General features: G+C 40.1%; 41 protein-coding genes. 3 read left to right on the forward strand and 38 right to left on the reverse strand.

The window, feature by feature from the left end; translation table 11 throughout:
* The coding region (locus MF646_RS18130; protein ID WP_250097929.1) for a hypothetical protein at positions 1–194 on the forward strand (194 nt) is incomplete at its 5' end.
* 80 nt (positions 195–274) lie between these two features.
* Here the strand turns inward: MF646_RS18130 and MF646_RS18135 are convergent.
* A complete protein-coding gene (locus tag MF646_RS18135; protein ID WP_250097930.1) occupies positions 275–496 on the reverse strand; it encodes a hypothetical protein in 222 nt (73 codons plus the stop codon).
* Positions 497–666: 170 nt separating this feature from the next.
* Here MF646_RS18135 and pdaB point away from each other — a divergent pair, with 170 nt between their 5' ends.
* Positions 667–1,428 carry a polysaccharide deacetylase family sporulation protein PdaB gene (pdaB, locus tag MF646_RS18140; RefSeq protein WP_250097931.1) on the forward strand — a complete coding sequence of 254 codons (762 nt, stop codon included), beginning with the start codon at positions 667–669 and terminating at the stop codon, positions 1,426–1,428.
* Positions 1,429–1,487: 59 nt separating this feature from the next.
* On the opposite strand, the gene MF646_RS18145 is transcribed toward pdaB, so the two are convergent.
* Positions 1,488–2,078 (reverse strand): KinB-signaling pathway activation protein, encoded by a 591-nt coding sequence (locus tag MF646_RS18145; RefSeq protein WP_250097932.1) that lies wholly within the window; start codon positions 2,076–2,078, stop codon positions 1,488–1,490.
* Positions 2,079–2,222: 144 nt separating this feature from the next.
* Between MF646_RS18145 and gerD the strand changes: the two genes are divergently transcribed.
* A complete protein-coding gene (gene gerD / locus MF646_RS18150) occupies positions 2,223–2,843 on the forward strand; it encodes a spore germination lipoprotein GerD (RefSeq protein ID WP_250097933.1) in 621 nt (206 codons plus the stop codon).
* A gap of 89 nt (positions 2,844–2,932) precedes the next feature.
* Here the strand turns inward: gerD and MF646_RS18155 are convergent, their stop codons facing one another.
* The 36 genes from MF646_RS18155 to rplB all read right to left on the reverse strand — a co-directional run bounded on the left by MF646_RS18155 (position 2,933) and on the right by rplB (position 23,439).
* The gene (locus tag MF646_RS18155; RefSeq protein ID WP_250097934.1) at positions 2,933–3,985 is read right to left on the reverse strand and encodes an Mrp/NBP35 family ATP-binding protein; all 1,053 of its coding nucleotides are present in this window, start codon (positions 3,983–3,985) and stop codon (positions 2,933–2,935) included.
* Between the two features lie 79 nt (positions 3,986–4,064).
* Positions 4,065–4,790 (reverse strand): N-acetylmuramoyl-L-alanine amidase CwlD, encoded by a 726-nt coding sequence (cwlD, locus tag MF646_RS18160; RefSeq protein WP_250097935.1) that lies wholly within the window; start codon positions 4,788–4,790, stop codon positions 4,065–4,067.
* Between the two features lie 316 nt (positions 4,791–5,106).
* Positions 5,107–5,541 (reverse strand): YbaK family protein, encoded by a 435-nt coding sequence (locus MF646_RS18165; RefSeq protein WP_250097936.1) that lies wholly within the window; start codon positions 5,539–5,541, stop codon positions 5,107–5,109.
* Positions 5,542–5,889: 348 nt separating this feature from the next.
* Positions 5,890–6,282 (reverse strand): 30S ribosomal protein S9, encoded by a 393-nt coding sequence (gene rpsI / locus MF646_RS18170; protein WP_034631441.1) that lies wholly within the window; start codon positions 6,280–6,282, stop codon positions 5,890–5,892.
* Between the two features lie 19 nt (positions 6,283–6,301).
* Positions 6,302–6,739 (reverse strand): 50S ribosomal protein L13, encoded by a 438-nt coding sequence (gene rplM / locus MF646_RS18175; RefSeq protein ID WP_034631444.1) that lies wholly within the window; start codon positions 6,737–6,739, stop codon positions 6,302–6,304.
* A gap of 198 nt (positions 6,740–6,937) precedes the next feature.
* On the reverse strand, positions 6,938–7,702 hold the full coding sequence (truA, locus tag MF646_RS18180) for a tRNA pseudouridine(38-40) synthase TruA (RefSeq protein ID WP_250097937.1): 765 nt from the start codon (positions 7,700–7,702) through the stop codon (positions 6,938–6,940).
* A gap of 14 nt (positions 7,703–7,716) precedes the next feature.
* The gene (locus tag MF646_RS18185; RefSeq protein WP_250097938.1) at positions 7,717–8,517 is read right to left on the reverse strand and encodes an energy-coupling factor transporter transmembrane component T family protein; all 801 of its coding nucleotides are present in this window, start codon (positions 8,515–8,517) and stop codon (positions 7,717–7,719) included.
* A 4-nt stretch (positions 8,518–8,521) separates the two neighbouring features.
* Positions 8,522–9,388 carry an energy-coupling factor ABC transporter ATP-binding protein gene (locus tag MF646_RS18190; protein WP_250097939.1) on the reverse strand — a complete coding sequence of 289 codons (867 nt, stop codon included), beginning with the start codon at positions 9,386–9,388 and terminating at the stop codon, positions 8,522–8,524.
* Positions 9,364–10,200 carry an energy-coupling factor transporter ATPase gene (locus MF646_RS18195; protein ID WP_250097940.1) on the reverse strand — a complete coding sequence of 279 codons (837 nt, stop codon included), beginning with the start codon at positions 10,198–10,200 and terminating at the stop codon, positions 9,364–9,366. The genes MF646_RS18190 and MF646_RS18195 overlap by 25 nt, the downstream gene beginning before the upstream one ends.
* 115 nt (positions 10,201–10,315) lie before the next feature.
* A complete protein-coding gene (gene rplQ / locus MF646_RS18200) occupies positions 10,316–10,678 on the reverse strand; it encodes a 50S ribosomal protein L17 (protein WP_034631456.1) in 363 nt (120 codons plus the stop codon).
* A gap of 80 nt (positions 10,679–10,758) precedes the next feature.
* Entirely contained in the window at positions 10,759–11,703 is a 945-nt protein-coding gene (locus MF646_RS18205) for a DNA-directed RNA polymerase subunit alpha (protein WP_250097941.1), read from the reverse strand.
* Positions 11,704–11,869: 166 nt separating this feature from the next.
* Positions 11,870–12,262 carry a 30S ribosomal protein S11 gene (gene rpsK, locus MF646_RS18210; RefSeq protein ID WP_034631459.1) on the reverse strand — a complete coding sequence of 131 codons (393 nt, stop codon included), beginning with the start codon at positions 12,260–12,262 and terminating at the stop codon, positions 11,870–11,872.
* A gap of 20 nt (positions 12,263–12,282) precedes the next feature.
* Positions 12,283–12,648, reverse strand: coding sequence for a 30S ribosomal protein S13 (rpsM, locus tag MF646_RS18215; RefSeq protein ID WP_250097942.1), 366 nt, complete (start codon positions 12,646–12,648; stop codon positions 12,283–12,285).
* Positions 12,649–12,668: 20 nt separating this feature from the next.
* Positions 12,669–12,782, reverse strand: coding sequence for a 50S ribosomal protein L36 (gene rpmJ / locus MF646_RS18220; RefSeq protein ID WP_003322638.1), 114 nt, complete (start codon positions 12,780–12,782; stop codon positions 12,669–12,671).
* Between the two features lie 99 nt (positions 12,783–12,881).
* Complete coding sequence (gene infA, locus MF646_RS18225; RefSeq protein WP_010896341.1) at positions 12,882–13,100, reverse strand: translation initiation factor IF-1; 219 nt, start codon at positions 13,098–13,100, stop codon at positions 12,882–12,884.
* 4 nt (positions 13,101–13,104) lie between these two features.
* A complete protein-coding gene (locus MF646_RS18230) occupies positions 13,105–13,413 on the reverse strand; it encodes a KOW domain-containing RNA-binding protein (protein ID WP_250097943.1) in 309 nt (102 codons plus the stop codon).
* Between the two features lie 18 nt (positions 13,414–13,431).
* Positions 13,432–14,178 carry a type I methionyl aminopeptidase gene (gene map, locus MF646_RS18235; RefSeq protein ID WP_250097944.1) on the reverse strand — a complete coding sequence of 249 codons (747 nt, stop codon included), beginning with the start codon at positions 14,176–14,178 and terminating at the stop codon, positions 13,432–13,434.
* Positions 14,175–14,828, reverse strand: a complete 654-nt coding sequence (locus tag MF646_RS18240) for an adenylate kinase (RefSeq protein WP_250097945.1) — start codon at positions 14,826–14,828, stop codon at positions 14,175–14,177. The genes map and MF646_RS18240 overlap by 4 nt, the downstream gene beginning before the upstream one ends.
* 75 nt (positions 14,829–14,903) lie before the next feature.
* Positions 14,904–16,196 (reverse strand): preprotein translocase subunit SecY, encoded by a 1,293-nt coding sequence (gene secY / locus MF646_RS18245; RefSeq protein ID WP_250097946.1) that lies wholly within the window; start codon positions 16,194–16,196, stop codon positions 14,904–14,906.
* Entirely contained in the window at positions 16,196–16,636 is a 441-nt protein-coding gene (rplO, locus tag MF646_RS18250) for a 50S ribosomal protein L15 (RefSeq protein WP_250097947.1), read from the reverse strand. The genes secY and rplO overlap by 1 nt, the downstream gene beginning before the upstream one ends.
* Before the next feature lie 32 nt (positions 16,637–16,668).
* A complete protein-coding gene (gene rpmD, locus MF646_RS18255; RefSeq protein WP_034631470.1) occupies positions 16,669–16,857 on the reverse strand; it encodes a 50S ribosomal protein L30 in 189 nt (62 codons plus the stop codon).
* Between the two features lie 13 nt (positions 16,858–16,870).
* A complete protein-coding gene (rpsE, locus tag MF646_RS18260; protein WP_250097948.1) occupies positions 16,871–17,371 on the reverse strand; it encodes a 30S ribosomal protein S5 in 501 nt (166 codons plus the stop codon).
* Between the two features lie 21 nt (positions 17,372–17,392).
* A complete protein-coding gene (gene rplR, locus MF646_RS18265; RefSeq protein WP_250097949.1) occupies positions 17,393–17,752 on the reverse strand; it encodes a 50S ribosomal protein L18 in 360 nt (119 codons plus the stop codon).
* Positions 17,753–17,782: 30 nt separating this feature from the next.
* Complete coding sequence (gene rplF / locus MF646_RS18270; RefSeq protein ID WP_250097950.1) at positions 17,783–18,319, reverse strand: 50S ribosomal protein L6; 537 nt, start codon at positions 18,317–18,319, stop codon at positions 17,783–17,785.
* A 33-nt stretch (positions 18,320–18,352) separates the two neighbouring features.
* Entirely contained in the window at positions 18,353–18,751 is a 399-nt protein-coding gene (rpsH, locus tag MF646_RS18275) for a 30S ribosomal protein S8 (protein ID WP_250097951.1), read from the reverse strand.
* A gap of 28 nt (positions 18,752–18,779) precedes the next feature.
* Positions 18,780–18,965 (reverse strand): type Z 30S ribosomal protein S14, encoded by a 186-nt coding sequence (locus MF646_RS18280; protein WP_012957149.1) that lies wholly within the window; start codon positions 18,963–18,965, stop codon positions 18,780–18,782.
* Positions 18,966–18,995: 30 nt separating this feature from the next.
* Positions 18,996–19,535 carry a 50S ribosomal protein L5 gene (rplE, locus tag MF646_RS18285; RefSeq protein WP_250097952.1) on the reverse strand — a complete coding sequence of 180 codons (540 nt, stop codon included), beginning with the start codon at positions 19,533–19,535 and terminating at the stop codon, positions 18,996–18,998.
* Between the two features lie 27 nt (positions 19,536–19,562).
* Positions 19,563–19,874, reverse strand: coding sequence for a 50S ribosomal protein L24 (gene rplX / locus MF646_RS18290; RefSeq protein WP_250097988.1), 312 nt, complete (start codon positions 19,872–19,874; stop codon positions 19,563–19,565).
* Positions 19,875–19,922: 48 nt separating this feature from the next.
* Positions 19,923–20,291 carry a 50S ribosomal protein L14 gene (gene rplN, locus MF646_RS18295; protein ID WP_035664749.1) on the reverse strand — a complete coding sequence of 123 codons (369 nt, stop codon included), beginning with the start codon at positions 20,289–20,291 and terminating at the stop codon, positions 19,923–19,925.
* A 33-nt stretch (positions 20,292–20,324) separates the two neighbouring features.
* Positions 20,325–20,585 (reverse strand): 30S ribosomal protein S17, encoded by a 261-nt coding sequence (gene rpsQ, locus MF646_RS18300; RefSeq protein ID WP_250097953.1) that lies wholly within the window; start codon positions 20,583–20,585, stop codon positions 20,325–20,327.
* 17 nt (positions 20,586–20,602) lie between these two features.
* A complete protein-coding gene (gene rpmC / locus MF646_RS18305; protein ID WP_003322618.1) occupies positions 20,603–20,806 on the reverse strand; it encodes a 50S ribosomal protein L29 in 204 nt (67 codons plus the stop codon).
* Entirely contained in the window at positions 20,796–21,230 is a 435-nt protein-coding gene (rplP, locus tag MF646_RS18310; RefSeq protein WP_250097954.1) for a 50S ribosomal protein L16, read from the reverse strand. Before rplP ends, rpmC begins: the two co-directional genes overlap by 11 nt.
* A 2-nt stretch (positions 21,231–21,232) precedes the next feature.
* Positions 21,233–21,892: a 30S ribosomal protein S3 gene (gene rpsC, locus MF646_RS18315; protein ID WP_034631487.1), complete on the reverse strand. Its 660-nt coding sequence runs from the start codon at positions 21,890–21,892 to the stop codon at positions 21,233–21,235.
* Between the two features lie 3 nt (positions 21,893–21,895).
* Positions 21,896–22,237, reverse strand: coding sequence for a 50S ribosomal protein L22 (rplV, locus tag MF646_RS18320; RefSeq protein ID WP_250097955.1), 342 nt, complete (start codon positions 22,235–22,237; stop codon positions 21,896–21,898).
* 28 nt (positions 22,238–22,265) lie between these two features.
* Positions 22,266–22,550 (reverse strand): 30S ribosomal protein S19, encoded by a 285-nt coding sequence (gene rpsS / locus MF646_RS18325; protein WP_034745219.1) that lies wholly within the window; start codon positions 22,548–22,550, stop codon positions 22,266–22,268.
* A 58-nt stretch (positions 22,551–22,608) separates the two neighbouring features.
* Entirely contained in the window at positions 22,609–23,439 is an 831-nt protein-coding gene (rplB, locus tag MF646_RS18330; RefSeq protein WP_250097956.1) for a 50S ribosomal protein L2, read from the reverse strand.
* Between the last annotated feature and the right edge of the window lie 9 nt (positions 23,440–23,448).

Genomic DNA, 23,448 nt, shown 5'->3' on the forward strand with positions numbered 1-23,448 from the left:
CCTTAAAAATCCCTGAGATATCATGTATCTCTATTTCGCTTGGCTTTTGTTCAGTTTTCAAAGAACTAAATGTCACTTCACTAGCGACTCGTCTTACTATAACACAAACAGTTTTAGTGGTCAACACCACTTTTAAAGAACTATTTGCGGCAAGAAATAATATAACATTTGCCTATAATGAAAGTCAACACTAAAAAGAAAATTAATAAAAAACTAAGCAGTAACACCTTTTGTGCCGTTTCTATCCTGTAACAAAAAAGAACCAGCACACAATTTACTGTGTGCTGCGTTTGTTTAGAACATATTTCATGGTTTCCTTAGGAGGCACGAATCTTTTATAGATTTTAAAAACAATCTGGTACTTTTCCTCCATTGCACGCTTTACTACATCATCAATCCGCGGATCAGATAGGTCTAACAGTAACTCTTCCATCTCTCTTTTTAACATATATTCTACTTCTTGTACCTCTTTTTCGTTTAAAATAACCCCTAACACTAAACCACCTCGACTATTGTGACTAACAACTACAAAATCTCTTTACTTGATGATCTCCAGTTCTTCTCTCAAAAACTCTTTTAAATTGTTTTCAATTTGTTCCAATTTTATTCATATCTTCTATGTTTACACCATAGATTGTTCATAACAATGGACAAGGAGGGTAAGAAATGAATTTCTTTTGGATCTTTCATGCCAAACGAATTAAGCAATTATCACTAATTATCATCGCTGCCTTTTTTACGGCTGGTTTACTTTATGTAGAACGCTCTCAAATAGCCGTCTTCTCTACCCCAGATGGACCGCAAGCTTTTTATAAGGCCGAGACTGATGATAAGCAAGTAGCACTAACGTTTAACATTAGCTGGGGAGAAAATCGTATTGGCCCGATTTTAGACATTCTAGACCAAAAGGAAGTAGATCATGCAAACTTTTTTGTTTCTGCTTCTTGGGCAGAACGCTACCCTGATGTTGTAAAAGAGATTAAAGAAAGAGGCCACACAGTTGGAAGCCATGGTTATCAATATAAAGACTATACAAGTTGGGAAGATGAAAAAATAAGAAAAGATATCAATCAGAGTACTCAAATTTTGTCTGACCTTACTGGGGACAAACCTACGCTTTTGCGTCCTCCCAATGGTTCATTTGACAAGCGTGTATTAAACTTGGCTGATAAACAAGGATATAGCGTTGTTCACTGGAGTGTTAACTCAAAAGACTACCAAAACCCTGGAGTTGACGCGATTGTGAATGCTGTAGTACCTAAAACAGGATCTGGTGACGTCATTTTGTTTCATGCTTCTGATTCAGTCAAACAGACGCACAAAGCTCTGCCTATTATCATTGATCAACTTCGAGGCAAAGGATTTTCCTTCACTACAGTTGAAGATTTAATAGCAAGTACAATATCAGAAAACGAAGAAATCAAATAAAAAGAAAGTAAGAGGGCACCCTGTATAACACAGAGTGCCCTTCTTTGGATTAAGTTCTACTAATTTTCTTTCTTTGTCAAACGATGCAACGTTAAGAGCTGCCATGTATTTGCTGTAATTAAAGGAGTAAAATAGAGCCATAACCATTTAGGGTCATTTACCGTTAATGCCGGAACCCATTCAATAGAGGTAACGACAACAATAAAGAATAAAGCAGGGATAAACGCACCTTGGTTTGTACCTTTCGCCTTCAAATAAGCAATTATAAGTCCGTAGATAAGTAACAAAAATGGCATAATCATATAATTTAAAATCGTTTCACCTGGTTCAGCAAACGCAATGTACCTAAAGTAAATTAAATCAAACACAACAAACCCGACAAGAATCACTTGTACATAATTCCAAAGCTTCTGTGATTTAAATAATGCAAGACCAAAACGATGAAGCGTTAAATACGCAAAGAAACCCATTTGACTAATTAAACTAAAGGCTGCACAAATACCGAGTAGCCATATTAGTCCGAAAAATAAATTCAAAAATGAACCTTCTGTATATACGTGGAAATCCAATATAAATCCTACAATTGCACCACTAATGCTACCAACTAAAAGAGTGGAAAAAAACAAGTAAACAACTTTTCGACTGTTCACAGACAAATCCCCCAATATTCAATTATGCTTACATGATTGTAACAATCTCCTAAAAAAAATGCTAGAACTTCTCTGTTTGTCATGAATAATTGAGCGACAAATATCTCAAATTAATGACAAAATGACCGAAAGGAGCCGCACAGCATGAGACAAACTTTATCTGTAATTGTAATTAGTTTCCTTCTAGTAACTCTAGCTAGTTGTGCAGCAGCTGACAATAGTGGTGGCAATAACAGTCCTGACTACGACACCACAAAAAAAATGATGGTTGATATGCTACAGACCGATGAAGGAAAAAAAGCAGTTCAAGAAGTTTTAGCAGATGAAGAAGTAAAAAAGGAAATCGTTATGGATACAGCCTTTGTAAAAGAAACAATCCAAACAACGCTCACGTCTGAGGAAGGGAAAACCTTTTGGCAAGAGGTAATGAAAGATCCTGAGTTTGCACAAACCTTCGCAGAAAGCATGCAAACGGAAAATGAAAAGATGCTTAAAAGTTTAATGAAAGATCCTGAATACCAAGCTATGATGATTACTGTGCTGCAAGATCCAGAAATGGAAGATGCCTTTTTAGAAACAATGAAATCCAAGGAGTATCGGACACAAGTTATGGCTATCATGTCAGAGTCTTTTGAAAGCCCTTATTTCACAGCGAAAATAAATGAAATTCTTACCAAGGTCGCCGAGCAACAAATGGAAAAACAAGATCAGCCTGCCCAAGGCGGTGGAGAAGGCGGCGGCGATGAAGGTGGTGGGGGGAACTAGCTTCAGAGTTACTCATTACCACTTTCAACATAATTCAACAATGTATCATATTAAATCAACAAAAAAAGCCCTCATGAGGGCTTTTTTTGTTAGCTAGTTTTTTCAATCACTCTTTTAGAAATCTGTTCATAAATTTGTCCAATTGGATGATCCGCAGCATAGACAGATGGAGCAAAGTCATCTTTATTAATCTCTGGCTGCCCTAGAGGAATTTGTCCTAATAAATCAGTCTTTAATTCCTCTGTTAGCCTTTCGCCTCCACCCGTACCAAAGACATACTCTTTTTCACCTGTTACACGGCTTTCAAAATAAGCCATATTTTCAACAACACCTAAAATTTCATGATGTGTTTTAATTGCCATTGTTCCTGCCCTTGCAGCCACAAATGCCGCAGTAGCATGAGGAGTCGTTACAAGTATCTCTTTTGAATGAGGAAGCATCGTATGAAGATCTAATGCAACATCACCTGTTCCAGGCGGCAAATCTAGTACTAAATAATCTAAATCTCCCCATTCTACTTCCGTGAAGAATTGATTTAACATCTTTCCAAGCATCGGTCCTCTCCAGATAACAGGAGCATTATCTTCAACAAAAAATCCCATTGAAATGACTTTTACATCGAAACGCTCAACTGGATAGATTCGATCGGCAATCACCTTCGGACGTTCTTCAATTCCCATCATATCAGGTACACTAAAACCGTAAATATCAGCATCTATGATTCCCACTTTTTTACCTAAACGAGCAAGTGTCGTAGCTAGATTCACTGAAACCGTAGATTTTCCTACTCCACCTTTTCCACTAGTTACGGCAATAAATGTCGTTTTGCTATTAGGAGCTAAAATTTGAGGACCTAAAAAAGCAGGTTCACTCACTCCACCTAACTTTTGAAGCTCCTCTTCTGAAAGCTCTTCAAATCTAAGACCTACTGAAGTAGCTCCTTCTCCCTTAACAACATTAACGATCTCTTGCTGCACTTCCATTTGTTCAGCGGTTCCAGTTTTTGCTAAAGCAATTTTCAAACTAACATTTCCTTCTTTTACCTTTATTTCGCGGATGCCACCCGTTTCGACAAGATTTTTATTTAAGTCTCGATCTTTTACTCGCTTTAATGCTTCGATGACTACTGCTTCTGATACCAATACGGACACCTTCCTTTTCCAGTTATATCCCTAGTATAGCATAGGAGTAAAGGCGAGCGTGAATCCGGTTCCACATTGTTTATTCTGGAACTTTTTCATCTGTATAATAACGTAAGATCCCTTGATAGATTGATGCCGCAACCTTCTGTTGATATTCCTCGGTATTTAATAACTCTGCTTCCGTTGGATTCGATAAAAACCCAGCTTCAATTAAAACACCAGGAATTGATGCTTGTTTTAATAAATATACGTTATGAATCGGCTTAGCTTGCCTTGTCGTATTTTCTAAATTACGAATGACTTCATCTTGGACGAGTTTAGCCAGGCGCTCATTTTCTGGTATCGCTCGGTTATAGAACGTTTGTGCGCCACTCCATCTAGGCGAAGGAATTGCATTTAAATGAAGACTTACAAACATATCAGCATCTGAATCATTTACAATTTCCGCACGCCGTCTTAAATCTTCATTTTTTCTTTGTCTTATCTTTTTCGTATCTGCATTTGCCAAATCGTGATCATCTTCCCTCGTCATTAACACAAGCGCTCCGGCTTCTTGTAAATAATCTCTAAGCTGCTCGCTTATTAATAATGTAACATCCTTTTCAAGCATTCCACTTTTTGAAACAGCTCCGCCATCAATTCCTCCATGCCCTGGATCAACTACTATGATTTTACCTGACAATGGCAAGTTCCAAGTAGACCATGAATCATTACTTACAAATTGATATTGAATAATAAATAACAAACTGACTACACCTAGAGCAAAGGCCGCACCTTTTAACCACTTTATCAAATTCACTACCATCCCTCCTCGTCCATTTATATATATTGGGACAAGGAGCAGAATATGAAAAAGGAATACAAAAAGTAGATGTTTTCAAGTGCACTGAAAAAGGTGATTTTCCCTTTTTTAGTGCACTCTATGCAATGAGCGGAACCGTTGCAATTTTTTAAAGCCCGCTATGAGTGGGTTTCTCGTAGCAGGCGCGCAACATGTGTAGCCATTGCAGCTTCCTTGAATAACTTTCAAGGGCTTTTTCAGTGGCCTCATATTTTTCTCTTCTTTGCATTCCTCTCAAAAGCAGTGGTAAGCCACGCATATTATAAAGAAAAATCATTTATTAATGCAACCTCAAGCGGTACCTTTTCTCCCCTTCAATAAAACCTTTTGTCCACCAATGATCTACAAAGGCTTCAGTGGCAATCTGTAAGGAATCAAGCAAATAATCAGATTCAATTAACCAACCTTGGAGAAGATTAAAAATACAGTGGCTTATTTCTGTAACATCATCATCACATCTTCGCTTTACGTCTGCAATGGACTCACCTAGATAGCCAAACTTTCCGTATTCAGCTCCTAACAAATAAGCATCAATAGCCATATCCATACATGGGTCTAATAAAAAAGGGTGAGAAAGAAAATGAAAAGGGACAACAGTCTTGAAATGCTCTTCAACATTCACTTGAAGCTTCTTCAAGGAAAGGCTTCGAAGTACGCTTCGTTCAAATTTCCATTGCTTTTCCCTTCGTTTTTCTGAAAGCAAAGTTACGGTCATAATCCTCCGCTCCTATCATTTCATTTTCTTTCTCATTAGTATGAGGAGGAAAAACTAGGAGCATGCAGTGGAAATACTGTCGATATTGTCCAAGTGTTTGATAATTTAGAATCATTAATTCAATAAAGGCTCTGTCTAATTCCAGCAATTATCCTCTCCCCTTTACAGAAACAAACACATTACATTTCCATTGGTTGACTTCCTTCAAACATAATAAGTCAACTTAACGAATAAACTATCTCTGAAGACTTCATATGTTGCACATGATTTGTAAAATGAAATGGAACCTACTTCTACAAAAAAAGACCCCCATCCAAAATGGATGAGAGCCTTCCAAACGCCAGTATATTAACGTTTTGAGAACTGAGGTGCACGACGTGCTGCTTTAAGACCGTATTTCTTACGCTCTTTCGCACGTGCATCACGAGTTAAGAAACCTGCAGTTTTAAGAGCAGGACGGTTGTCAGGATCTACTTGAAGTAGAGCACGAGCAACACCATGACGGATAGCGCCCGCTTGTCCTGTGTAACCACCACCATCTACATTAACGTGAACGTCGTATTGACCTTCTACGCCAACCTCAACAAGTGGTTGTTTAACGATAAGCTTTAAAGTTTCAAGATTGAAGTATTCATCTAATTCGCGACCGTTAATAACGATACGGCCATCACCTGGTAAAAGGCGAACGCGAGCAACAGAGTGCTTACGGCGACCTGTACCATAATATTGTACTTGTGCCAAAATAATACCCTCCTATCGATTAACCACGAAGCGTGTAAGCTTCTGGTTTTTGAGCTTGATGTTTGTGTTCTGGTCCTGCATATACATGAAGCTTCATGCCTTGTGCGCGTCCAAGAGTGTTCTTTGGAAGCATTCCTTTGATTGCAAGCTCAAGCATACGCTCAGGCTTGTTAGCACGCATATCAGCTGCTTTCGTTGCTTTTAAACCACCTGGGTGATTTGTATGACGGTAGTAAATCTTGTCATTTAATTTGTTACCTGTTAGTTCAATTTTCTCAGCGTTAATGATGATTACATGATCACCAGTGTCAACGTGAGGAGTAAAAGTTGGTTTGTTCTTACCACGTAGGATAGAAGCAACTTCTGAAGCTAAACGACCAAGCGTTTGACCTTCAGCGTCTACTACATACCACTTACGCTCAACTTCGTTTGGCTTTGCCATATATGTTGTACGCATGAATTTCCCTCCTAAAGAAACGATCACTTTCGTATTGTCAAAATAAAATCTAAAATGTTAAAACCAATGTCTAATGTAACATTCCGAACCCGGGGCTAGTGGGTTTTGGAATTACCATCTAACATCATATAATATTCAAAACCCAATGTCAACAAAATGTTACACTAGGCATCGTTGTTATATGATTTTTTTATAAGACTAATATAATTCACTAAAAATAGGCTCTGCGTAAGATACTTTCCAGAGAAATAGTCCAGTTCCAGGAGCTGTTTTTCCTGCAATGGTCCTGTCCTTTGCAGCAAGAATCGAAGAAAGTTCGTTCACTTCGCGTTTCCCTGCACCAATTTCTAACAAAGTTCCCACAATAATTCGAACCATGTTGTACAAAAAACCATTTCCAACCAACTTAAAGACGAGTTCGTCATGGTCTTGCTCAATGGAAATAGCAAATAACGTCCGCACTTTGTCTACTACACTTGTGTTAGCGGCACAAAAAGACGAAAAGTCATGTGTCCCAATAAGCGTTTCGGCTGCCTTCTGCATCCGTGAGATTGAGACTTGATACGGTACATGATGAGTTACATTTCGTCTGAACACATCACCTTCTTGCCTAAGTAAAACACGATAGCGATATTCCTTCTTTACTGCAAGATAGCGAGAATGAAAGTCCGAAGAGACATAACTAGCTTCTATAATACGAATATCATCCGGAAGACAAGCATTTAACGCTTTAGGCCAACGATCAGCAGGAATGGCTAATGTTGTATCAAAATGAACAACCTGTCCTCTTGCATGTACGCTGGTGTCTGTGCGACCAGATGAATGGATTCGGATTTGCTCGCCTTTATGAATTCGAGAAACCGCCGTCTCTATTTCTTCCTGAACGGTTCGACTATTAGGCTGCACTTGATAACCTGAAAAGCTTGTACCTTCGTATGTGACCCATAAAGCAACTCGCTTCACCTTCATCCTCCCTTTCATATAAACCGTAACAAAATGATCACTGCACCAAAGCTAACACAAAAAAGGAATGCAATTGTATCTCTCCACTTCCATAGAAGTACTCTATATTTTGTACGTCCCTCGCCTCCACGATAGCCACGTGACTCCATAGCAAGAGCTAAATCCTCTGCTCGGTTAAATGCACTAATAAACAATGGAACTAGAAGCGGCAGTAAGGCCTTAATCCGTTGACTGATAGGACCCGATGTGAAATCGACACCCCTTGCCATCTGAGCCTTCATAATTTTTTCCGTTTCCTGCATAAAGGTTGGAATAAACCGCAAAGCGATTGACATCATAAGAGCTAGCTCATGCGCAGGTAAACGAACTTTCTTTAATGGACTAAATAAGCTTTCAAGCCCATCTGTCAGATCAATCGGTCTTGTTGTCAGAGTTACGAGTGAAGTAAGCAAAATAATCGTTATTAAACGAATAGCAATTGTAACCCCTTGTCGAAGTGCTTCCTCATAAAGAGTAAAAAAGCCTATTCGGAAGAGCACCTCTCCTTCTCTTGTTAGAAAGAGATGAAGAAGAAACGTGAACAAAACTAACCATAGAATTGGCCGAATCCCTTTATATATAAACGTAAGCGGTACACGTGATAAAATTACCATACCAATTGTAAATAAAATAATTAATAAATTAGTTAGCCAATTATTCGCAAGAAAGATAATGAGAACTAATAAAAAAACACTAATTAACTTTGACCGTGGGTCAAGACGATGTAAGATCGAAGAAGTAGATACATATTGTCCAATAATGACATTTTGTAACATTGATCTACTCCCCTTTTTGCTTAATTAAATTTCCTAAGAAATGAGAAGTGCCTTTTGTATCAAAATGCATAGGTACCTCATCTAAGCCAAACTTCTCTTTTATACTTTGGAGAAAACGGACAGACTTAGGCAAATCGAGGCCAATTTCATGCAATCTTGCCGCTTGCTCAAAAATAAGTTCTCGTCCCCCTACCATTTCAATAGAGCCATTATGCAGCACTATAATTAGATCTGCATACTTAGCCGCATCCTCCATATGATGAGTGACAAGAACGGTCGTTGTTTCGTTTGTTTTATGATAATTATAAAACAGCTTCATCATTTGATCCCGGCCCTCTGGATCAAGACTTGCAGCAGGTTCATCTAACACAAGCACCGATGGTTGAACAGCTAGCACTCCCGCAATCGCAACTCTGCGCATTTGACCACCACTTAATTGAAAGGGAGAGGTTGATAGAATGTCTTCTTTTAATCCAACGAGTGGAAGAAGATCCTTCGCTCGCCTGGTTGCCTTCTCTTTAGGTAACCCAAAGTTAATAGGACCAAAGCAAATATCCTTTTCTACCGTCTCTTCAAATAGTTGATGCTCTGGGTATTGAAAAACTAAACCGACTCGTTTTCTTAATCCTTTTAAATTTACTTTCTTCTCGCCAGCTTTTAACTCATAGTTACCAACCTTAACCGAGCCAGCACTAGGGCGTAACAATCCATTAATATGTTGGATAAACGTTGACTTACCAGAGCCAGTATGGCCAATTACAGCAGTAAATGAGCCTGACGGAATGGTTACAGAAAAATCTTTGAGCGCAACCTTCTCAAAAGGTGTACCTTTCATATAGCGATATTCTACTTCGCTGAATACAATGTCCATAACTCATTCATCAGCTCGCTTTCACTCAGGCATGTCTTACGTAAAGTAATTCCTTCTTCTTCAAGCTCATGCTGCAATTCAACCGAAAAAGGAAGAGATAATCCTAACTCTGTTAATCTTTCTTTTTTAGAAAACAATTCTTCTGGGCGCCCTTCTAATGCGAGCCTGCCCTCATGAAAGAGAAGCAAACGACTAGCCAGCACTGCTTCATCCATGTCGTGAGTAATAGAAATAATTGTGACCCCTCTTTGGTGCAGCATTTGAATTGTTTCCATCACTTCTTTTCTGCCAATCGGATCAAGCATGGATGTCGCTTCGTCAAAGACAATCACTTCTGGCTCCATAGCCATAATCCCTGCAATGGCCACTCGTTGTTTTTGACCACCAGATAAACGATGCGGTTCAGATTCAAGAAGATGAGCGATTCCGACTAGTGAAGCGTACTTTGTTATTCTCTCTTCCATAATTTCACGACTCACGCCTAAATTTTCTAACCCGAAAGCTAAATCATCTCTTACGGTCGTGGCTACGAATTGATGCTCGGGATTTTGAAAAACCATCCCTACTACATTACGAATGGACCAAAGCTCACTTTCGTTTTTAGTAGACATGCCAGAGACCATTACCGTACCTTTCGAAGGTAAGTGTAATCCGTTTAGAAGCCTACCAAACGTTGATTTACCTGATCCATTCCGACCAAGTATAGCTACCCATTCGTTAGCCTCAATACTGACAGTAAGATCCCTTAACGCATAATCATCAGCATTTTCATACTGAAAAGTGACATTATCTAAAGAAATTAAAGCGGACACATCTTCACCCTCTTAGAAAAATGAGCAAACAAAAAAGGGCCCAGAGTCAGAGCATACGTGCTCAGATCTGATTTGCCCTTTGTCGCCTCATCTATTCACTCATGTATCAATTCAATTATACAAGCTCGATAATAACCATAGGTGCACCGTCACCACGACGAGGACCCATTTTAAGGATACGTGTATAACCACCTTGACGCTCTTCATAACGAGTTGCAATATCAGAGAAAAGTTTTTGGATAGCGTCTTCGCCAGTCTCTTCATTTGCTACTTCTCTACGGATGAAAGCAGCGGCTTGACGACGTGCGTGTAAATCTCCACGCTTACCAAGTGTAATCATTTTCTCAACGATTGAACGAAGCTCTTTCGCTTTCGCTTCAGTTGTTTCGATACGCTCGTTAATAATAAGATCAGTTGCTAAATCACGGAATAGAGCCTTACGACCAGCGCTATCACGACCTAATTTTGCGTATGCCATGTTCGTTTCCCTCCTTTGTTACCTGCTCGAATAATCGAGCAACACTATATAAAACGTAATAGAAAAGTTGAGGGGTAGTACTATTCTTCTTTACGAAGACCGAGTCCTAGCTCTCCAAGCTTCTCTTGAACTTCTTCTAATGACTTACGACCAAGATTACGAACTTTCATCATGTCTTCTTCTGACTTATGAGTCAATTCTTGAACCGTATTAATACCAGCACGCTTCAAACAGTTATAAGAACGAACCGATAGATCAAGTTCTTCAATTGTCATTTCAAGAACTTTCTCCTTCTGATCTTCTTCTTTTTCAACCATAATTTCAGCATTTTGTGCTTGGTCCGTCATTCCAACAAAAATGTTTAAATGCTCAGTTAAGATCTTAGCACCTAAAGAAACAGCTTCTTCAGGACGGATGCTTCCGTCAGTCCAGACATCAAGAGTTAGTTTGTCATAGTTGGTTACTTGACCGACGCGTGTATTCTCAACTTGATAATTCACACGTGAAACTGGTGTGTAAATCGAATCAATAGGAAGTACTCCAATTGGTTGATCGTCATTCTTATTGCCCTCAGCAAGAACATAACCACGACCACGCTTTGCTACAAGTCGCATACGAAGATGTGCACCTTGTGCAAGTGTTGCAATGTGAAGATCAGGATTTAGAACTTCCACATCACTGTCATGTGTTAAGTCATTTGCTGTTACAACACCCTCACCTTGGATGTCGATTTCAAGGGTCTTCTCTTCATCAGAATAGATTTTAAGAGCAAGCTTCTTTAGGTTCAAAATGATTGTCGTTACATCTTCTACAACACCTTCGATTGTAGAGAACTCATGTAATACAGAATCAATTTGAACAGATGTTACAGCAGCGCCTGGTAAAGAGGAAAGAAGAATACGACGTAAGGAGTTACCTAGCGTAGTACCATACCCACGTTCTAATGGTTCTATCACAAACTTCCCATACTTTGCGTCTTCACTTACTTCAACCGCTTCAATATTTGGCTTCTCAATTTCTATCATTAAACAAACCCTCCTTCAAAACGTCGAACTCCGGTAGACTGCAAGGATTGCCTTACCGGATAACCAGCAGGCAATTCCTAAGCTTACACCAATTTTGCCAACAGGACTGTTATCGCTCTATCCATTATTGACAAAGTCAGGAAAATCTATACAAAGATTTTTTCCGTTATACTCTACGACGTTTTGGTGGGCGACAACCGTTGTGAGGAACTGGAGTAACATCTTTGATCATGTTAACTTCAAGTCCAACAGCTTGTAAAGAACGGATTGCCGCTTCACGACCAGCACCAGGTCCCTTAACAGAAACTTCGATAGTCTTCATGCCATGCTCCATTGCTGTTTTACCAGCAGTTTCAGCTGCCATTTGAGCAGCGAATGGAGTTGACTTACGAGAACCTTTGAATCCTAATCCACCAGCACTAGCCCAAGAAATTGTATTACCATGCGTATCTGTAATTGTCACGATCGTATTGTTGAATGTTGAACGAATGTGAGCAACTCCAGCTTCAACATTTTTACGTTGACGACGCTTTGGACGAGTATTCGTTTTCTTAGCCATTTTTTATGCGACCTCCTTTACTACTTTTTCTTATTTGCTACTGTACGACGAGGACCTTTACGCGTACGAGCATTGTTTTTAGAATTTTGTCCACGAACAGGTAAACCACGACGGTGGCGGATACCACGATATGAACCAATTTCAATTAGACGTTTAATGTTAAGTGAAACTTCACGACGAAGGTCACCTTCTACTCTGTAGCCTTCAACTGCTTCACGAATGCGCCCTAATTCTTCTTCTGTTAGATCACGAACGCGAGTATCTTCAGATACACCTGCTTTCGCTAGAATTTCAGACGACTTAGCTTTGCCGATCCCGTAAACATACGTAAGTGAAATTACTACGCGTTTATCACGAGGAATATCGACGCCTGCAACACGTGCCATGTGCAGCACCTCCTTGTTAATTAGCCTTGTTTTTGCTTATGCTTAGGGTTTTCACAAATAACCATGACCGTCCCTTTACGACGGATAACTTTACATTTTTCACAAATAGGCTTGACTGATGGTCTTACCTTCATTTTTTTTACCTCCTATATGGTACGGAGTGCTCTGATTACAACTAATCAGTATAAAGCAGGACAATCAAAGATTATCATGCTAGTCGCTCTCGCAACGTATTATTTGTATCGATATGTGATTCGTCCACGTGTTAAATCATAAGGAGATAGTTCGACAGTCACCTTATCACCAGGAAGAATTCGAATGAAATGCATACGAATCTTTCCAGAAACGTGGGCAAGAATCTTATGACCATTTTCTAATTCAACACGAAACATTGCATTTGGAAGAGGTTCAATAACTGTACCTTCTACCTCAATAACATCTTCTTTAGCCATGGGCTCACTCTCCTTCCTTCAGTAAATCAGAATGATACTCTAAGAAATTCGTTATCGCATAACGTAACTTTCCATTAGTAACACGTCCTGTTTCAACAAAGCTGTTCTTCACTTCATCAGCAATGTAATCAAGTAACTCTAGGTGATTCATGTTCTTTTTCTTCATTCGGTCAACTTTTCGTCTGTCGCCATCTGCAATTTTCACAAAGCGATCATCAATTAGTTCAACTATAATCCCTAACTGACCTTGATCACGTCCTTTCGTAATCAAAACGATCTGACCAATCTCCGGAGAAGAACCAGAGTCTTGCATAGACATCATCACCTACATTTAAGCTTTCGTTAAGATTTCAAAACCTGAATCCGTAATAGCAATTGTATGCTCAAAGTGTGCACAATTCTTTCCGTCAACAGTCACAACTGTCCAGTTATCAGAAAGAGTACGTACATAGCGTGTACCAGCATTAATCATCGGTTCAATAGCCAAAACCATTCCTGGTTTGAGTCTTGGACCCTTGCCTGGCGGACCATAATGAGGAATTTGAGGGTCCTCATGCAAGTCTTGCCCAACACCGTGTCCAACATACTCACGAACAATCGAATATCCTAATGGTTCTGCATACGATTGAATCGCATGTGAGATATCTGACAGTCGATTCCCTGGCTTAGCAAACTCTAAACCTTTAAATAGAGAAGCTTCTGTAACATCTAACAGTTCTTGATCTTTTTTAGAAATCTCGCCAACTGCATATGTCCATGCAGAATCACCGTGATAACCATTATAATAAGCTCCGATGTCAACGCTAATGACATCTCCATCTTTAAGCACTCTCTTCCCAGGAATACCGTGTACTAGTTCCTCATTTACCGAAGCACAGATGCTGCCTGTAAACCCATTATAACCTTTGAATGAGGGAGTTGCTCCGTGAGAACGAATCAACTTTTCAGCAATCTCATCCAAATCTTTTGTAGATATGCCAGGCTGAATATGTTCTTTTAACGCTTGATGCGTTAAAGCAACAATCTTTCCAGCTTCGCGCATGATTTCAATTTCTCTTTCCGTCTTACAAATGATCATGCATGAAGTCCTTTCAACAGCTGATCAATATCTTCAAATACTTTATCTATATCTTGATCACCATTTATATCACGCAGGTAGCCTTTTTCTGTGTAGAAATCTACTAAAGGCTTTGCTTGCTTTTGGTTTACTTCAAGACGCTTTTTCACTGTTTCTGGCTTATCATCATCACGCTGAACTAATTCTTTTCCGTCAACATCACAAATCCCTTCCACTTTAGGTGGATTGAAAATGACATGATAAGTTCTACCAGAAGTAGGAGAAACACGACGTCCAGTTAAACGATCCATTAAAAGTTGTTCAGGAACATCAACGTTTAAGACAAAATCAATCTTACGTCCAAGAGATTCTAATAACTCTTCTAACGCTTCTGCTTGAGCAACTGTACGAGGAAATCCGTCTAACAAGAAACCCTTTTGGCAGTCATCTTCTGCTAAACGATCTCTTACAATCCCGATTGTTACTTCATCAGGTACAAGTTCGCCAGCATCCATGAAAGATTTAGCTTTTAAACCAAGTTCGGTTTCCCCTTTAATCGCAGCGCGAAACATATCGCCTGTTGAAATATGAGGAATGCCGTACTCCTTAACAATTCTCTCAGCTTGTGTGCCTTTACCAGCACCAGGTAGTCCCATTAAAATTAGATTCATTCCAATCTCCCTCCATCGCTCCGATTTAACAACAGAAGGCGAACGGGAAGAAAAATTACTTCCCAGATCCCCTTATTACTTAATAAACCCTTTATAAGAACGTTTAATTAGCTGACTTTCAATTTGCTTCATCGTGTCTAATGCTACACCAACAACGATTAATAATCCAGTACCACCAATCTGAACAGCAGGTGGTAAATCCATCAATCTAGTGAAGAATACAGGAATAATGGAAACAATAGCAAGAAAGAGTGCACCAACAAACGTTAATCGATATAAAATACGTGTTAAGTAAGTCTGTGTTGTCTTACCGGGACGAATGCCTGGGATATACCCACCTTGCTTTTTGAGGTTGTCAGCCATTTTTTCCGGATTAACTTGAATAAACGTATAGAAATACGTAAACCCAATGATAAGAAGTGCATAAACGACCATTCCAATTGGTTGAGTATAGTCAAATACTCTTGTTACCCAAGCAGCGATCTGATTATCAGTTCCAAAGAAACCGGCTACGGTTGGCGGAAAGATAAACAAGGAAAGTGCAAAGATAACCGGAATTACACCTGCAGCATTTACCTTTAACGGTAAATGTGTAGACTGGCCGCCTACAGGACTGCGCCCTACAAGACGCTTAGCGTATTGGACTGGTACTTTTCTTAATGCTTGTTGAACGAAGATAACAGCCACGATGATTGCTAATACAGCAAGCGCAATAAGAAGGACGGTAACAATACTTAGGAAAAGTTGCTCACCAGCACCTTCAATTTGAGTAGCATAGATTTGGTTAATTCCATTTGGAATCCCAGCAGCAATACCTGCAAAGATAATAATCGAAATTCCATTACCTACACCCTTAGCTGTAATCTGTTCACCTAACCACATTAAGAAAGCAGTACCTGCAGTTAACACTAAAGCAATAAAAAGATAAGTTGGAACACTAGGATTAGGAATTAAACCTGGAAATAAGGAATTAAAACCAATAGACATCCCTAGCGCTTGAATAAAACCTAACACGATTGTTCCATAACGGGTAAACTGAGCTAATTTACGTCGACCAGCTTCCCCTTCTTTCGCCCATTCAGCAAACTTAGGTACGACATCCATTTGTAATAACTGCACAACGATTGAAGCAGTAATATATGGCATAATACCCATTGCGAAGATTGAAAAGTTCCCTAAAGCTCCACCACCAAACGTATTCAAAAACCCAAATGCATTCGCTTGATCATGAAAATTCAGTACATCCTTGTTCGCTCCTGGAACAGGAATAAAACTTCCGATACGAAAGACAATGAGCATAAGGAGGGTGAAAATCACCTTTTGGCGTAAATCACCCACGCGCATAATGTTGGAGATAGTCCGGAACATTAAATCACCTCAGTTTTACCGCCAGCAGCTTCGATAGCTTCTACTGCAGACGCTGAGAACTTATGTGCTTTAACAGTTAAGTTTTTCTCAAGTTTTCCATTACCTAGAACCTTGATACCAACCTTTACGTTTTTCACTGTACCCGATTCAATAAGAAGTTCAGGAGTTACCTCAGTACCCGCATCAAAGCGATTAAGCGTATCAAGGTTAACTACTGTATACTCCTTACGAGTTGGGTTTGTGAACCCACGTTTCGGTAGACGACGGTATAAAGGGTTTTGTCCACCCTCAAAACCAGGACGTACTCCACCGCCTGAACGAGCGTTTTGTCCTTTATGTCCTTTACCTGCTGTCTTACCGTTTCCAGAACCAATTCCGCGACCTACACGGTTACGAACTTTACGTGATCCTTCTGCAGGTTTCAACTCATGAAGTTTCATGTCGACACCTCCTCGTATTTAAATATTATCAATTAAGCTTCGATTTCTTTTACAGTTAAAAGGTGAGATACCTTGTTTACCATACCGCGAATCGCAGCGTTATCTTGTTGAACTACTGTTTGGTGCATCTTACGCAAACCAAGAGTATTCACAGTAACGCGTTGGTCTTCCGGGCGCCCGATAAGACTACGAGTGAGGGTAATTTCTAATTTCTTAGCCATTTACTTTCCCTCCTTATCCTAACAGTTCTTCCACGGATTTGCCGCGAAGTTTAGCAACATCTTCAGCACGTTTTAAACCTTTAAGACCTTCCATAGTTGCACGAACCATGTTGATCGGGTTATTTGAACCAAGAGATTTTGAAAGAATATCACCGATACCAGCTAACTCTAGCACCGCACGTACTGGTCCACCAGCAATAATTCCTGTACCTTCTGAAGCATTTTTAAGTAGGACACGTCCTGCACCAAAATGTCCAACAATCTCATGAGGGATTGTCGTGCCTACAACAGGTACTTCAATAAGATTTTTCTTTGCATCTTCTACAGCCTTACGGATCGCTTCCGGAACTTCTTGAGCTTTACCCATACCGAATCCAACATGGCCATTTTTATCGCCAACTACAACTAATGCAGCAAAGCGGAAACGACGTCCACCTTTAACTACTTTAGCTACACGATTGACTGCTACTACTTTTTCTTCAAGTTCCAACGTATTAGGGTCAATACGACGCATTCGTTTTCCCTCCTTTTTTTCTTAGAATTGCAAGCCAGCTTCGCGAGCTGCTGCTGCAAGTGTTGCAACACGTCCGTGATATAAATAACCACCACGGTCAAATACAACTACTTTATGTCCATTTTCAATCGCGCGTTTCGCTACGAGTTCACCTACAAGTTTGGCCGCATCTGTTTTCGTCGCATCTGCAGCTACCTCTGGATCAAGAGTAGATGCAGAAGCAAGTGTAACACCATTTACGTCATCAATAAGCTGAGCGTAAATATGTTTAGATGAACGGAAAACATTTAGACGAGGACGTTCAGGTGTTCCTGTAATCGCACGACGAACATGTGCATGTCGCTTCTTACGAGCTACGTTTTTATTACGCTTCGTAATCATTGAACGTCATTCCTTTCCGTGAGTTAGTGATTATTTACCAGTCTTACCTTCTTTACGACGAATATATTCGCCTTCGTAACGAATACCTTTTCCTTTATAAGGCTCAGGTAAACGTACAGAACGGATGTTAGATGCAAGTGCACCTACACGCTCCTTGTCAATTCCTTTTACAGTTACCTTCGTGTTAGAAGGAACTTCAACCTCAATACCCTCTTCAGGTACGATCTCAACTGGGTGAGAGTAACCAACGTTAAGAACTAGTTTCTGACCTGACTTAGTAGCACGGTAACCGACACCGACAAGTTCAAGTGAACGTTCGAAACCTTTTGTTACACCTTCAACCATGTTGTTGATCAAGCTACGAGTTGTACCGTGAAGTGCACGGTGCTCCTTATTATCAGAAGGACGCTCAACTGTTACTTGATTTTCTTCGATATTGATTTTCATATCTTCATGGAGATTACGCTTAAGTTCGCCTTTAGGACCTTTTACAGTCATTAACGTACCATCAAGCGTGATAGTAACTCCACTAGGGACTTCTACTGGCTTTTTACCAATACGAGACATTCTTTTGCACCTCCGTTCAATTCAAGGATTGTCTTACCAAACGTAAGCTAAAACTTCGCCACCAATTTGTTGTTGACGCGCATCCTTGTCTGTCATTACGCCTTTAGATGTTGAAACTAATGCGATACCAAGACCACCTAGTACACGTGGAAGTTCGCCAGCTTTCGCATAAACGCGAAGTCCTGGTTTACTAATACGCTTAAGTCCAGTAATTACACGCTCATTTGTAGCACCATATTTTAAGAAGATGCGGATTACACCTTGCTTGTTATCTTCGATATATTCAAAATCACGGATGAAACCTTCACGCTTAAGGATTTCAGCGATTTCTTTCTTCACCTTAGAAGCAGGTAGTTCAAGCTTCTCGTGATGAACCGTGTTAGCATTACGAATGCGAGTAAGCATATCTGCAATTGGATCTGTCATGACCATATTATTTACCTCCTTCCCGTTCTTGGGATTACCAACTAGCTTTTTTCACACCAGGAATTTGCCCTTTGTGAGCAAGTTCTCTGAAGCAAATTCTGCAAAGTTTAAACTTACGTAATACTGAATGAGGACGACCGCAACGTTCACAGCGTGTATATTCTTGTACTTTATACTTCTGTGTGCGTTTTTGCTTTGCAATCATTGATTTCTTCGCCAACGTTTTCCCTCCTCTTCGAAACGACTTCGATTATTTTTGAAATGGCATTCCCATTTGTGTTAAAAGTTCACGAGCTTCTTCATCCGTGTTAGCTGTAGTTACGATAACAACATCCATACCACGAACTTTATCCACTTTATCGTAATCAATTTCAGGGAAGATCAATTGCTCTTTTACACCTAAAGTGTAGTTCCCACGACCGTCGAATGCTTTTTTAGAAACACCGCGGAAGTCACGTACACGTGGCAGTGATACAGAGATTAATTTATCAAGGAAATCATACATACGCTCTCCACGAAGTGTTACTTTCGCGCCGATAGGCATACCTTCACGTAGTTTGAATCCCGCAATTGATTTTTTCGCCTTAGTAACTAAAGGTTTTTGACCTGTAATTTCAGATAATTCTTCAACTGCTTTGTCAAGTGCCTTAGCATTTGATACTGCGTCACCAACACCCATGTTAACAACGATTTTCTCAAGCTTCGGAACACCCATAACAGATGAATAGTTGAACTTCTCTACTAGAGAAGGAACAATTTCACTTGTATACTTTTCTTTTAATCGACTCATACGATTGACCTCCTTTCACACACTGACTTACTTATCTAAAGATTCGCCAGACTTCTTAGCAATACGTACCTTTTTACCGTTCTCTACCTTATGACCTACACGTGTAGGTTCACCAGACTTAGGGTCGATAGGCATAACGTTAGAAGAATGAATTGGTGCTTCTTGGTTCAAGATTCCACCTTGTGGGTTATCTTGAGAAGGTTTAGCATGCTTCTTTACAATGTTAACACCTTCAACAAGTACACGGTTCTTCTTTGGGAACGCCTCAAGGATTACACCTTGTTTCCCTTTGTCTTTTCCAGAGATGACCTTAACAGTATCACCTTTTTTGACATGCATATTTGCCATGTTCGCACCTCCTTGACAGGGCCTTTCAATAATCTTCTATTAAAGAACTTCCGGAGCAAGAGACACAATCTTCATGAATTGGTTATCACGAAGTTCACGTGCAACAGGTCCAAAAATACGAGTACCACGTGGGCTCTTATCATCACGAATAATTACAGCAGCATTTTCATCAAATTTGATGTATGAACCGTCATTACGACGAGCACCGCTCTTAGTACGTACGATTACAGCTCGAACAACGTCACCTTTCTTGACAACGCCACCTGGTGTTGCTTGTTTTACCGAACAAACAATAACATCACCAATATTAGCTGTCTTACGACCAGAACCACCAAGTACTTTAATACAAAGTACCTCACGAGCACCAGAGTTATCTGCAACTTTTAAACGGGATTCTTGTTGAATCATACAAACTTACCTCCCTTCGAAACCAGTATTCTATTAGATAATTACCGCTTCTTCTACGATCTGTACTAAGCGGAAACGTTTGTCTTTAGAAAGCGGACGAGTTTCCATAATTTCTACGATATCGCCAACTTTTGCGCTATTGTTCTCATCATGAGCTTTAAACTTCTTTGAGTACTTTACACGCTTTCCGTATAAACGATCTTTTTTGTAAGTTTCTACAAGAACTGAGATTGTTTTGTCCATTTTGTCAGAAACAACACGTCCTCTGTAAACTTTACGTTGGTTGCGTTCCATTTAAGCAAACCTCCTTTTTAGCCGTTGTTAATTCCAAGCTCACGTTCACGCAAAACTGTTTTTGCACGAGCGATTGCTTTACGAACTTCACGAATACGGGCTGGGTTATCTAATTGTCCAGTCGCTAGTTGAAAGCGAAGGTTGAACAACTCTTCTTTAAGTGATTTCGTTTTTTGCTCAATTTCAGCAGTGGTTAAGTTACGAATATCATTAGCTTTCATTTGCGTCACCACCCACTTCTTCGCGTTTTACAAACTTACATTTAACCGGTAATTTATGAGAAGCAAGACGTAAAGCTTCACGAGCAACTTCTTCTGAAACACCAGAGATTTCAAACATGATTTTACCAGGCTTGACAACTGCTACCCATCCTTCAGGAGCACCTTTACCAGAACCCATTCGAACTTCTAACGGCTTAGCAGTGTATGGCTTAGATGGGAAAATCTTAATCCAAACCTTACCACCACGTTTCATGTAACGAGTCATTGCAATACGAGCAGATTCGATTTGACGGTTTGTAATCCAAGAAGCTTCAAGAGCTTGTAAACCATACTCACCAAAATGTACTTCAGTACCGCCTTTCGCACGACCGCGCATCTTCCCACGGTGTTCGCGACGATATTTAACACGTTTAGGCATTAACATAATTAGTTGCCTCCTTCCTCTTTTTTCGTTCCTTTCGTTGGAAGGACTTCACCACGATAAATCCAGATTTTAATACCTAGTTTACCGTATGTTGTATCAGCTTCAGCTGTACCATAATCGATATCAGCGCGAAGTGTGTGAAGTGGAACAGTTCCCTCACTGTAATGTTCTGCACGAGCGATATCAGCACCGCCAAGACGACCAGATACTTGAGTTTTAATACCCTTAGCACCAGAACGCATTGTACGTTGGATTGCTTGTTTCATCGCACGACGGAACGAAATACGATTTTCTAATTGACGAGCAATATTTTCTGCAACAAGCTTCGCATCTAAGTCAGCTTGCTTAATTTCAAGGATGTTGATGTGAACTCTCTTACCAGTTAATGAATTAAGTGCTTTACGTAACGCTTCAACTTCTGAACCGCCTTTTCCGATCACCATTCCTGGCTTAGCAGTAGAAATTGTGATGTTAACACGGTTAGCAGCACGTTCGATTTCTACTTTAGATACAGATGCATCTTTTAAACGTTTTTCTACATACTCACGAATTTTAATGTCTTCGTGTAATAAATCAGCGTAATCTTTATCAGCGTACCATTTTGACTCCCAGTCTTTAATAACGCCAACTCGAAGTCCAGTAGGATTAACTTTTTGACCCACGTCTTATCCCTCCTTCTTTTCAGTTACAACTAATGTAATATGACTAGTACGTTTGTTAATTCGGCTTGCACGACCCATCGCACGTGGACGGAAACGTTTCAACGTAACACCCTCATCAACATACGCTTCACTAATTACAAGGTTGTTTGGCTCCATTTCATAGTTATGTTCAGCATTCGCGATTGCAGAATTTAAAAGCTTTTCTACAACAGGAGAAGCAGCTTTTGGTGTGTGACGCAGGATTGCTACAGCTTCACCAACTTGCTTTCCACGAATCAAGTCTATAACTAAACGAACTTTACGAGGAGCAATACGAACTTGTTTTGCTACCGCTTTAGCTTGCATAGGATTGACCTCCTCTCTTACTTACCTATTAACGTCTTGTTTTCTTATCATCAGCTGCATGACCTTTATACGTACGAGTTGGTGCGAATTCACCTAGTTTGTGTCCTACCATGTCCTCAGAAACGTAAACAGGCACGTGTTTACGGCCATCATATACTGCGATAGTATGACCAATAAACTCAGGGAAAATTGTTGAGCGGCGAGACCAAGTCTTGATAACGCGTTTGTCCTTATCAGACCCTTCGTTCATTGCTTCAACCTTTTTCATCAAATGATCATCGACAAAAGGTCCCTTTTTTAAACTACGACCCATGAGAAAACCTCCCTTCGTGATTACCCACGGTTCTAATTAGAACCGTAGTGCAATCCCGTTATTTTTTACGACGACGTACAATATACTTATCAGATGCTTTGTTCTTCTTACGAGTCTTGTATCCAAGAGTTGGTTTACCCCATGGAGACATTGGAGACTTACGTCCGATTGGTGAGCGACCTTCACCACCACCGTGTGGGTGATCGTTAGGGTTCATAACAGATCCACGAACAGTTGGACGTTTGCCTAACCAACGTGAACGACCTGCTTTACCAATATTAACAAGCTCATGCTCTAGATTACCAACTTGACCGATTGTAGCTCTGCAAGTAGCTAAGATGTAGCGAGTCTCGCCAGAGTTTAAACGAACAAGAACGTAATCGCCTTCTTTACCTAATAGTTGTGCTTCAGTTCCAGCAGAACGAACTAATTGTCCGCCTTTCCCTGGCTTAAGCTCGATGTTATGGATAACAGTACCTACAGGGATATTTTTAAGTGGTAATGCATTACCTACTTTGATATCCGCTTCAGCTCCTGATTCAATCATCATATCAACTTTAAGGCCTTTTGGCGCTAGGATGTAACGTTTTTCACCATCAACATAGTTGATTAGTGCGATGTTTGCAGAACGGTTTGGATCGTATTCGATCGTAGCAACGCGGCCTGGAATTCCATCTTTGTTACGTTTGAAGTCAATAACACGGTATTGACGTTTATGACCGCCACCTTGGTGACGAACAGTTAATTTACCTTGGTTGTTACGTCCGCCTTTTTTGTGTATAGGTGCTAGTAACGATTTTTCCGGTTTATCCGTTGTGATTTCAGCAAAGTCTAATACTGACATACCACGACGACCGGCACTGGTTGGTTTATACTTTTTAATCGCCATTTTCAGTTC

It is taken from the genome of Halalkalibacter alkaliphilus (assembly GCF_023555415.1).
GTDB lineage: Bacteria > Bacillota > Bacilli > Bacillales > Bacillaceae_D > Halalkalibacter > Halalkalibacter alkaliphilus.

Excerpts from the sequence above, each read along its gene's own strand:
- pdaB (WP_250097931.1), top strand. The coding sequence starts at position 667 with ATGAATTTCTTTTGGATCTTTCATGCCAAACGAATTAAGCAATTATCA.
- gerD (WP_250097933.1), top strand. The coding sequence starts at position 2,223 with ATGAGACAAACTTTATCTGTAATTGTAATTAGTTTCCTTCTAGTAACT.
- cwlD (WP_250097935.1), bottom strand. The coding sequence starts at position 4,790 with ATGGTAGTGAATTTGATAAAGTGGTTAAAAGGTGCGGCCTTTGCTCTA.
- MF646_RS18165 (WP_250097936.1), bottom strand. The coding sequence starts at position 5,541 with ATGACCGTAACTTTGCTTTCAGAAAAACGAAGGGAAAAGCAATGGAAA.
- rplM (WP_034631444.1), bottom strand. The coding sequence starts at position 6,739 with ATGCGTACAACATATATGGCAAAGCCAAACGAAGTTGAGCGTAAGTGG.
- MF646_RS18185 (WP_250097938.1), bottom strand. The coding sequence starts at position 8,517 with ATGTTACAAAATGTCATTATTGGACAATATGTATCTACTTCTTCGATC.
- MF646_RS18190 (WP_250097939.1), bottom strand. The coding sequence starts at position 9,388 with ATGGACATTGTATTCAGCGAAGTAGAATATCGCTATATGAAAGGTACA.
- rplQ (WP_034631456.1), bottom strand. The coding sequence starts at position 10,678 with ATGGCATACGCAAAATTAGGTCGTGATAGCGCTGGTCGTAAGGCTCTA.
- MF646_RS18205 (WP_250097941.1), bottom strand. The coding sequence starts at position 11,703 with ATGATAGAAATTGAGAAGCCAAATATTGAAGCGGTTGAAGTAAGTGAA.
- rpsK (WP_034631459.1), bottom strand. The coding sequence starts at position 12,262 with ATGGCTAAGAAAACGAATACTCGTCCAAAGCGTCGTCAACGTAAAAAT.
- rpsM (WP_250097942.1), bottom strand. The coding sequence starts at position 12,648 with ATGGCACGTGTTGCAGGCGTCGATATTCCTCGTGATAAACGCGTAGTA.
- rpmJ (WP_003322638.1), bottom strand. The coding sequence starts at position 12,782 with ATGAAGGTAAGACCATCAGTCAAGCCTATTTGTGAAAAATGTAAAGTT.
- infA (WP_010896341.1), bottom strand. The coding sequence starts at position 13,100 with ATGGCTAAAGAAGATGTTATTGAGGTAGAAGGTACAGTTATTGAACCT.
- MF646_RS18230 (WP_250097943.1), bottom strand. The coding sequence starts at position 13,413 with ATGCAAGACTCTGGTTCTTCTCCGGAGATTGGTCAGATCGTTTTGATT.
- map (WP_250097944.1), bottom strand. The coding sequence starts at position 14,178 with ATGATCATTTGTAAGACGGAAAGAGAAATTGAAATCATGCGCGAAGCT.
- MF646_RS18240 (WP_250097945.1), bottom strand. The coding sequence starts at position 14,828 with ATGAATCTAATTTTAATGGGACTACCTGGTGCTGGTAAAGGCACACAA.
- secY (WP_250097946.1), bottom strand. The coding sequence starts at position 16,196 with ATGTTCCGGACTATCTCCAACATTATGCGCGTGGGTGATTTACGCCAA.
- rplO (WP_250097947.1), bottom strand. The coding sequence starts at position 16,636 with ATGAAACTTCATGAGTTGAAACCTGCAGAAGGATCACGTAAAGTTCGT.
- rpmD (WP_034631470.1), bottom strand. The coding sequence starts at position 16,857 with ATGGCTAAGAAATTAGAAATTACCCTCACTCGTAGTCTTATCGGGCGC.
- rpsE (WP_250097948.1), bottom strand. The coding sequence starts at position 17,371 with ATGCGTCGTATTGACCCTAATACGTTGGAACTTGAAGAAAAAGTAGTA.
- rplR (WP_250097949.1), bottom strand. The coding sequence starts at position 17,752 with ATGATTACGAAGCGTAATAAAAACGTAGCTCGTAAGAAGCGACATGCA.
- rplF (WP_250097950.1), bottom strand. The coding sequence starts at position 18,319 with ATGTCTCGTATTGGTAAAAAGCCAGTAGAAGTCCCTAGTGGAGTTACT.
- rpsH (WP_250097951.1), bottom strand. The coding sequence starts at position 18,751 with ATGGTCATGACAGATCCAATTGCAGATATGCTTACTCGCATTCGTAAT.
- rplE (WP_250097952.1), bottom strand. The coding sequence starts at position 19,535 with ATGAGTCGATTAAAAGAAAAGTATACAAGTGAAATTGTTCCTTCTCTA.
- rplX (WP_250097988.1), bottom strand. The coding sequence starts at position 19,874 with ATGCATGTCAAAAAAGGTGATACTGTTAAGGTCATCTCTGGAAAAGAC.
- rplN (WP_035664749.1), bottom strand. The coding sequence starts at position 20,291 with ATGATTCAACAAGAATCCCGTTTAAAAGTTGCAGATAACTCTGGTGCT.
- rpsQ (WP_250097953.1), bottom strand. The coding sequence starts at position 20,585 with ATGGAACGCAACCAACGTAAAGTTTACAGAGGACGTGTTGTTTCTGAC.
- rpmC (WP_003322618.1), bottom strand. The coding sequence starts at position 20,806 with ATGAAAGCTAATGATATTCGTAACTTAACCACTGCTGAAATTGAGCAA.
- rplP (WP_250097954.1), bottom strand. The coding sequence starts at position 21,230 with ATGTTAATGCCTAAACGTGTTAAATATCGTCGCGAACACCGTGGGAAG.
- rplV (WP_250097955.1), bottom strand. The coding sequence starts at position 22,237 with ATGCAAGCTAAAGCGGTAGCAAAACAAGTTCGTATTGCTCCTCGTAAA.
- rpsS (WP_034745219.1), bottom strand. The coding sequence starts at position 22,550 with ATGGGTCGTAGTTTAAAAAAGGGACCTTTTGTCGATGATCATTTGATG.
- rplB (WP_250097956.1), bottom strand. The coding sequence starts at position 23,439 with ATGGCGATTAAAAAGTATAAACCAACCAGTGCCGGTCGTCGTGGTATG.